Origin of the sequence: Alkalibacillus silvisoli (assembly GCF_039521975.1) — a bacterium.
Classification (GTDB): Bacteria; Bacillota; Bacilli; order Bacillales; family Alkalibacillaceae; genus Alkalibacillus; species Alkalibacillus silvisoli.
This window is the reverse complement of sequence record NZ_BAAACZ010000032.1, coordinates 1-8597: the sequence shown is the minus strand read 5'-3', so window position 1 is coordinate 8597 and position 8597 is coordinate 1. Positions and strand designations below refer to the sequence as shown.

Sequence of the window (8597 nt, the reverse complement as noted above, 5' to 3'; positions counted from 1 at the left end):
TCCATGTAAAACCAACTGGGTGCTTACAATCCATGGTGGCGCATTTACACATACTTATTGACGCTACCATATTCAGGCGAAATTCTCGATAATCAGGCGAAAAATTTAATATTCAGGCGAAATTCTCCGTAATCAGGCGAACGCCCAATTAATCAGGCGAACGCCTGATTCGGCCGTAGCCTCAGCCAAATCAAAATGAAAAAACTGCCGGCTAGGCAGTTTTCTCCTTCTAACTATTTAATTCGCTCTTCTGTTTCAGCATCGAAGAAGTGGACTTTGTTCATGTCGATTGCAAGCTTGACGTGATCGCCTGCAAATACTTGTGAACGCGCGTCTACTCGAGCGATAAATTCTTGATCATCTAAACGAGAATATAGGTAGGATTCAGACCCCATTAACTCTGCTACTTCAATGTTTGTATTAAATACAGTACCTGGTGAGTTTTCGATAAATACAGGCTCATCATAGATGTCTTCTGGACGAACGCCCATAATAACATCTTGATCAATATAACCTTGTTCGCGCAATGCTTTCATGCGCCCTTCTGGTACTTCGACTTTTGTCTCACCGATTGCAAACGCCCCGTCTTCAACCTTCCCGTTAAAGAAGTTCATGGCTGGTGAGCCGATAAAGCCTCCGACGAATACGTTATTTGGATTGTCGAACACTTCTTTTGGTGAACCGACTTGTTGTACGACACCATCTTTCATCACGACTAGTCGAGTGGCCATGGTCATCGCTTCTGTTTGGTCATGTGTCACATAGATCGTTGTCGTTTGTAGGCGTTGGTGTAGTTTTTGAATTTCTGTACGCATTTGTACACGAAGTTTAGCGTCTAAGTTTGATAATGGTTCGTCCATTAAGAACACTTTTGCATTACGTACGATGGCACGACCTAGTGCTACACGCTGACGCTGACCACCTGATAATGCTTTTGGTTTACGATCTAAATAGTCTTCTAACCCTAGAATTTTTGCAGCTTCAACTACTTTCTCTTTAATAACATCTTTTTTAAACTTACGTAGCTTTAAGCCGAATGCAATATTGTCATATACTGTCATGTGCGGGTATAGAGCGTAGTTTTGGAAAACCATTGCGATGTCACGGTTTTTCGGTGGAACATCATTAACGCGTTCATCATCAATTAACAGATCCCCACCTGAAATTTCCTCTAACCCAGCAATCATGCGGAGTGTTGTGGATTTACCACAGCCTGATGGACCAACGAATACGACAAATTCCTTATCACCAATATCTAAGTTAAAATCTTTAACTGCATGCACATCTTTGTCATAGTACTTATTAATATTATTTAACTTTAACTCTGCCATCTCGATCATCCTTTCTATTAATTTCATTCTATATAAAACCGCTTTCAAAAACTATGTCAAAAGTGCACACGTTTACTAGATTAAGTGTGTGCAATCTGCTATTGCTTTTTTGTAAGCCTTTACACATAATGATAGATAACTTGAAATATACTGATTAATTGGAGTTGAGGGTATGACGATTGTTTTAGGAATAGATGGTGGTGGAACAGGTACGCAAGCGGCTGTAGCTGATGAGGTAGGGTATGTTTATGCTTCTGTTACTGTTGGGCCAACGAATCCCAATGCGGTTAGTCGAAGTCAGTTAAAAGAAACGATTTTACATATGGTGAATCAGTTGAAAGAACAAGACAGAGAGGCTTTTAAGCGAATTGAACTCGGCTTTGCTGGAATGTCTGGTTCCGGTGATTCTGAAAAGAGCCGGTTAGTCGAGGAAGTTTTTGCTGAGTGCTTACCAGATTTACGTGTCATTGTCTTTAATGATGCGATTAATGCGTTATATGCTGGTACGTTAGGAGAGCCTGGTGTCGTTCAAATTGCAGGAACGGGCTCAATTACTTATGGAATTAATGAAGCAGGTGACCCGTCACGAATCGGGGGTTGGGGATATTTATTTGGTGATGAAGGTAGTGGCTATATGATTGGACAGAAAGCGCTACAGAAGGTGTTTCATGCCTATGATGGGAAAATGGAAGCGGATCATTTAACAGAAAAAATTACTTCATTACTAAATGTCGACCATGTTCCAGATTTAATTCCAGCAGTGTACGAGTCAAAAAGCCCGCGTGAGACGATTGCCTCATTAAGCAGGCCGGTTTTTGAAGCTTATGATGAAGGAGATCATTTGGCGAGTGGAATGATTGAACAAGCAGCTGATCACCTAGCTCTATCGATTAACACGATGTTGAAAACCCATTTTAAAGACAACCAAGATGTGATCTTAGCTGGTGGATTGTTTAAAAGAGAAGATGTATTGCCGAAGTTACTAAAATCTCGGATACCATTAGGGTCAAAACTTATCATACTTAAAAAAGAGCCTGTTATCGGTGCGGTTGTAGCAGCTTTGAAAGAAATGGATGTTCCTCTTACAAGGTTTAAAATGTGACGTCACTTTATACTTCTAACTTAACAGTTTTTTATATGAAAATTAGGTTAATTACAATAACTTTTATAAAATTAATAAGTAGTTGGTATAGTTATGTTAGTCATTCAACTAAATACTTAGCATTCTGGCTAACCTTATAATACGAAATGAGTAGTTTAGTTGAATGACCGCTTTTGAAGTGAAAATCCCCATATTTGAGGGCATTATATATATTACTTATCTTTAGCAATTCTTTTCCTGTCTGGAGCTAATGGCGGTTGTTCTAACCATTTATTTTTAGTCATTAAATTGAACCATTCCTTTGTAATCATTAGATTTTTTAGAATGATTTTCTCATAAACTGTTACAAGGTCTATTCGCATTGCAGATGCGAGACCCGCACCGTGGTATGATTGTGAAGATTGTAATAAAAATCCTATATGATACAACATTAACTTATCTGAAAACGGTGAATCCTGAGAAATTGTCACCTCTGATTCCCAAGACATTGGTACTGGCAAATTATCTCCTTTTAGTATCTTACTCAGTGATTGGATTTGTTGGTCAGAAGCGTTTTGTGCACTTTTTAGAAAACTTCTAACTTCTTTTGATTTTGTTACTTGGCTAAATCCGATAGAAAGGGATTTTTCCATTATCTTCTTTTTCAAATTAAGTGATAGAGCAATAATTTCTGTTGAGGCTAAAGGGCGTTGTCACCGAAGAAACCATTGATAAATTTTTGTCCTGAAATAAACTCAGGATTTCCTCCAGAGAAAAAATATGGGTCTTTTTGAAAATGCCCCTTTTCCAGTAGTAATTCAGTAGTTCGATGATACATATTCATCCCGTCGTTACTACATGAATCATAAAAGTGTCTCAAGTCCTTCCTGACAGATGAACTAAGCGATGTTGAATGACCTAATAAGCCATGTAGGGTCATAATGTGTAAATAGTGCAAGCAAAAGATATCAGAAAACAACCTTTTGGAGTTTTTATTGAGATCTGATTCATTAAAACCAATAGGGACTGGGAATCCTTCATTTTCAATGAATTGTGTTATTTGTTTTTTGTGTGTAGCAAATATTTTTATTGCGTCTTCAAAAAGTAATTTTATTTCTATAATAGACAACATATACTTATTAATCATATCAACAGCAGTTCCATTTACATACTCTCCCCACAATGTTCCTATCTCAGCAGAAGTTAATTTTAATTCCTGATTATCCAAATAAATCACCTCAATCTAATCTTTCCCAGGATAGTAAAAGTTATTAACATTCTTATTCAACTAGTGGTGCGCGTTAGTTAAATAAGAATGAGCATTGAATCGCTTAACAATTCAATGCTCTGTTTGTGTTGTCTTTATTCTTCAAACCAGTCGTCTCTTACATAGCCTCTAACAACAAATCAGCTAAATGAACGGCGCGCACCTGATCGGATTGTCCTTGTCGTTCGATTCCGAGCTTCATTTGTAATAAACAGCCAGGGTTTGTTGTTACGATTGTCGTTGCTTTCGTTTCTTCTACTTTTTCCATCTTTGAATCGAGTATTTGCATCGACATGTCGGGCTGAGTTAAATTATATATCCCAGCTGAGCCACAACATTGATCGGCGTTTGACATTTCAGTGTATGTCACGTTTTCGATTCCTTTGATCAATTCGCGTGGTGATTCATATACATGCATCACATTACGTAGGTGACAGGAGTCTTGGTAAGTGACAATTTGCTCATCTAGTGAAAGTGCTATTTCACTTGTAAAATCTAAATCTATTAAAATTGTCGAAAAGTCTACTATTTTGTAGGTGAAAGCTTGAGCACGCTCACTCCATTCATGATCACGTTTTAATAAATGATCATAATCATGTAAAAATGCGCCACAACCGCCTGCGTTAGTGATTATATAGTCAGCCCAGGCTTGTTCGAAAGCGGCAATATTTTGCTTCGCTTGTTTTATAGCACCATCTTTTTCACCACTATGCCCATGTAATGCCCCGCAACAGCCTTGAGTGTCTGGGATTACGACATCACAACCAGCCTTATTTAATAGATCAATTGTCGCCTGGTTCGTTTCATGAAATAAAGTGTCCATTAAGCAGCCTTTGAACATGGCGACTGTTACTTTAGTTTTACCGGTGTGACTTTTAAATCGAAAGGCTTCACTGCGATTTTTTCGTTTTGGAACATCTGGTAGCACTCTCTCCATCTGCCTCATATGTTCTGGAAAGAAATTTAATACTTTAAGCTTGCGGCTCGTCTTTTGTAAACCAGAACGCTGGTAAAATCCTAGTAAGCTCGTTGCTTTTTCCATTTTACTCGTATCTTGAAATAAGCTGTTTAATGTTGCTTTCCGTAAAGCTTTTTCTTTAATTGGAACTTGTTTATGCTCCTTTAAAATCGCGCGTGATTCCTCTAGCATATGTCCATAATTAACACCAGCAGGACAAGCCGGTTCGCATGCACGGCACCCTAAACAAACATTAAGCGAATTCTCAACTTCTTCTATTTCTTCAATTTCACCATTTCTAACAGCCATCATGAGTGAAATGCGGCCACGCGGTGAATGGACTTCATCTTGTGTTTCAATATAAGTTGGACATGCAGGGAGGCAAAAGCCACAACGCATACAATTGAGTAATTCATCCTCACTAATACGCTCTTGAAAGTCTTTAGTAATCGCATCAATCATGAGACCACCACCCTTTTGCGTGTTGATTTAGCAAATATTTTCATGGGGTTCATTATATTGTATGGGTCAAAGGCATGTTTTAGTTGTTTCATCATCTGTAAGCCTTGTTCACCCACTTTCCATTCTAAGTAAGGCGATTTCATTTCCCCAACCCCATGCTCACCTGTAATCGTACCTCCTAATTCAATGGCTTTAGCGAAAATATCTTCAAATGCCATTTCAACCCGTTCCCATTCTTCTTTGTCCCGTAAATCAGTTGTACATGTCGGGTGTAAGTTACCGTCTCCGGCATGGCCGAATGTGGCGATATTGACATTATATTTCTTAGCAATATCATTAATTGCCTTGACCATAGTCGCGATTTCAGAACGAGGAACGGTCGCATCTTCTAGGATCGTCGTTGGACTTAATTTAGCTAAAGCGGATAAGGCTGTGCGCCTTGCTTCTCTTAGTGCGTGTGCTTCAGTTTCGGATTGGGCGATTTGCGTATTGATTGCTCCGTGCTGGCTGGTGAGCTGTTCTATGATTGCGATGTCTCTTTCGGCGAGCATTTTTGGACCGTCTTGTTCAATAAGTAATACAGCTTCTGCGTTTGTCGGCAAGCCGACTTGAGAAAAGTCTTCTACTGCTTTTATGGTTGGCTGATCGATAAATTCGAGTGTTTCTGGTGTCATTTTATTAGCGATTATACTGGAGACTGTTTCAGCTGCTTTTTCAATAGAATCATAGGTTGCGAGTAATGTCTGCTTGGACTCGGGTAAAGGAATGAGTTTTAAAATGGCTTCTGTTATGATCCCTAACGTTCCTTCAGAGCCAACCATTAAGCTTGTTAAGTCATACCCTGCTACGTCTTTGGCTAGTTTTCCGCCAGTTTGAATCACTTCACCATTTGAAAGGACGACTTCGAGCCCAAGAACATAATCTTTCGTCACCCCGTATTTCAGTCCGCGTAGCCCACCTGAATTTTCATTAATATTGCCACCGATTGTAGAGATTTTCATAGAGCTTGGGTCTGGTGGATAGAATAATCCTTTTGCTTCAACTGTTTGACAGATCGTATCAGTTATGACGCCTGGTTGTACTGTGATGGTTAAGTTCTCTTCATCAATGTCTAAGATCTTATTCATTCTTGTAAATAAGATGACTAAGCCGCCTTGGGTTGGTGTAGTGCCTGCTGCTAGATTCGTCCCAGACCCTCGAGGTATAATAGGAATGTTATACTTATAACAGATTTGTACAATTTGCTTTATTTCATCCGTATTTTTCGGTGAAATGACAGCATCAGGTAAAGCTTGAAAGTTAGGCGTCGCATCAAACGAATAAGCAATTAGTGATGATTTTTTCGTTTGAATATGCTCTTCGCCGACTATTTCTGTTAACTCATTGACCCACGTCTTAGACATGTGAGGCACTCCTTTATGATCACTCAAAGTTTTCTTAACTCTATTATAATAGAAAATTGATTATGTTAAAATAAAATTACGAATATTATAAAATCAATTTAAAATAAAAGTTTAATCTAAGGGGGAGTGATGTATGTTTTCAATTAATCACGTGAATATTTATTTAGAAGATGAAGTGATTGAAAATGGAGCAGTGACGATTAAAGATGGTAAGTTTAAACAAGTTCATAAAAAGCCATTAACAAGTGGTGAAGCGATTGATGGTCGAGGTCTTAATCTTGTTCCGGGATTTATTGATACGCACATTCATGGTGCAGTCGGATCTGATGTGATGGACCGTACAGAGGCGGCTTTAAAACAAATGGCTCAAGTTTTACCAAAAGAAGGGACGACCTCATTTCTAGCGACGACATTAACGAGTCCGTTATCAGAATTAGATGAGGTGATTGAAGTCATTGCTAAATACCAAGGGGACAAAGGGGAAGCGGAAATTTTAGGGGCTCATGTTGAAGGGCCTTTTATTGCAAGGAATAAAGCCGGAGCCCAGCCACCTGATTGTATTGTTAACCCTGATTTAGATGTGGCGAGACGTTGGGTTGAATCAGGAATTGTGAAAGCCATGACGTTAGCACCAGAGCTAGCGGGAGCAGATAGGTTAATTCGATTTTTATCAAGTGAAGGTGTCGTTGCATCAGCTGGTCATACAGATGCTAAATTTAAAGATATCAAACAAGCTTGCGCTGATGGACTAGCGCAATTAACACATTTGTGTAACGCGATGAATGGTATTCACCACCGAGAAATCGGAGCAGTCGGGGCTGCTATGCTTTTAAATGAACTAAAAAGTGAATTGATAGTTGATGGGATCCATGTTTCAGATGATATGGTGCAAATTTTATATGAAACGATTGGGTCTGAACGTTTAATTCTAATTACCGATGCCATGCGCGCGAAAGGGTTAAGTGATGGAACATATACATTAGGAAGTCATACGGTATCAGTTAACGGGAAAGAGGCGAAATTAAGTGATGGAACGTTAGCAGGTAGTGTGTTAACAATGGACCAAGCTGTAAAGCGCATGTTGGATTTATGTGATGCTAGCTTCTATGATCTCATCCAAATGGCGTCAGTTAATCCAGCTAAGCAATATGACCTTTGGGAGCGTAAAGGGAGTATTGCATTGGGGAAGGATGCGGACTTTTTATTAGTTGATGATTCATTTCAAATAGACCAAACATATTGTAAAGGAGTTGTCAGTTATGAAGCATCTTCAAACTAGACATTATCATGATTTTTCCAAGCAAGCTGCCAACTTAATTATAAATCAATTGAAAGCTAAGCCAAACTCAACACTTGGTTTAGCGACTGGTGGTACACCTAAAGGAATGTATGAAGTGTTAAGACATTCTAAAGGCGACTTTTCACAGGCAGTCACTTTTAATTTAGATGAATATGTCGGCTTAAGTGCTAATCACCCACAAAGTTATCGCTCATTTATGGAGGAGCAATTGTTCGAGCATATTGATGTTGCTTTTAGTTATATCCCAAACGGAGAAGCGGACGATCTAGAAGTAGAATGCCAACGTTATGAACAACTAATTAAGCAGTATGATGGCATCGATTTACAAGTATTAGGCTTAGGACACAACGGACATATAGGCTTTAACGAACCAGGTACACCATTTTCATCACGTACACACGTTGTTGACTTAGCTGAATCGACACGCCAAGCGAACGCTCGCTTTTTTAAGCATTATGAAGAAGTCCCGAGTAAAGCAGTGACGATGGGAATTGAAACCATTATGGAAGCTAAGCAAATTATATTACTCGTTTACGGAGAAGATAAACAAGAAGCCTTAGAGAGATTAATGAACGGAGAAGTTGATGAGAACTTTCCAGCCAGTATTTTACACCAACACCCGAACGTTACCCTACTTTCAGGCGGAGTGAAGATGCCACATTACTGAAAGGTGGATAGCTGAATCGAGATTGAGCGCTGATAAAAGTTGTTGAGCGCCGATAAAAAGATTAAGTCCGTATAATTGTGTAAAAAAGAATGAGTCATTTCACTCCCTCTTGGATACAATGTTTTTAA

The 8597-nt window shown here is 39.0% G+C and carries 6 protein-coding genes and 1 pseudogene; 3 read left to right on the top strand and 4 right to left on the bottom strand.

Going from position 1 to position 8597, the window contains the following annotated elements; translation table 11 throughout:
- Positions 1-233: 233 nt before the first annotated feature.
- Positions 234-1331: an ABC transporter ATP-binding protein gene (locus tag ABDZ63_RS15525; protein ID WP_343785082.1), complete on the bottom strand. Its 1098-nt coding sequence runs from the start codon at positions 1329-1331 to the stop codon at positions 234-236.
- A 172-nt stretch (positions 1332-1503) separates the two neighbouring features.
- On the opposite strand from ABDZ63_RS15525, the gene ABDZ63_RS15520 reads away from it, so the two are divergent.
- The gene (locus ABDZ63_RS15520) at positions 1504-2433 is read left to right on the top strand and encodes an N-acetylglucosamine kinase (protein ID WP_343785080.1); all 930 of its coding nucleotides are present in this window, start codon (positions 1504-1506) and stop codon (positions 2431-2433) included.
- 212 nt (positions 2434-2645) lie between these two features.
- On the opposite strand, the pseudogene ABDZ63_RS15515 reads toward ABDZ63_RS15520, so the two are convergent.
- The 3 genes and pseudogenes from ABDZ63_RS15515 to glcD form a co-directional block, all read right to left on the bottom strand.
- Positions 2646-3640: pseudogene (locus ABDZ63_RS15515) on the bottom strand (DUF3231 family protein).
- Between the two features lie 157 nt (positions 3641-3797).
- Positions 3798-5099 carry a (Fe-S)-binding protein gene (locus tag ABDZ63_RS15510; RefSeq protein ID WP_343785078.1) on the bottom strand — a complete coding sequence of 434 codons (1302 nt, stop codon included), beginning with the start codon at positions 5097-5099 and terminating at the stop codon, positions 3798-3800.
- Complete coding sequence (gene glcD / locus ABDZ63_RS15505; RefSeq protein ID WP_343785076.1) at positions 5096-6502, bottom strand: glycolate oxidase subunit GlcD; 1407 nt, start codon at positions 6500-6502, stop codon at positions 5096-5098. The genes ABDZ63_RS15510 and glcD overlap by 4 nt, the downstream gene beginning before the upstream one ends.
- Positions 6503-6635: 133 nt before the next feature.
- Here glcD and nagA point away from each other — a divergent pair, with 133 nt between their 5' ends.
- Complete coding sequence (gene nagA / locus ABDZ63_RS15500; RefSeq protein ID WP_343785074.1) at positions 6636-7781, top strand: N-acetylglucosamine-6-phosphate deacetylase; 1146 nt, start codon at positions 6636-6638, stop codon at positions 7779-7781.
- Positions 7762-8469, top strand: coding sequence for a glucosamine-6-phosphate deaminase (nagB, locus tag ABDZ63_RS15495; protein WP_343785072.1), 708 nt, complete (start codon positions 7762-7764; stop codon positions 8467-8469). The genes nagA and nagB overlap by 20 nt, the downstream gene beginning before the upstream one ends.
- The last annotated feature ends 128 nt before the right edge of the window (positions 8470-8597 follow it).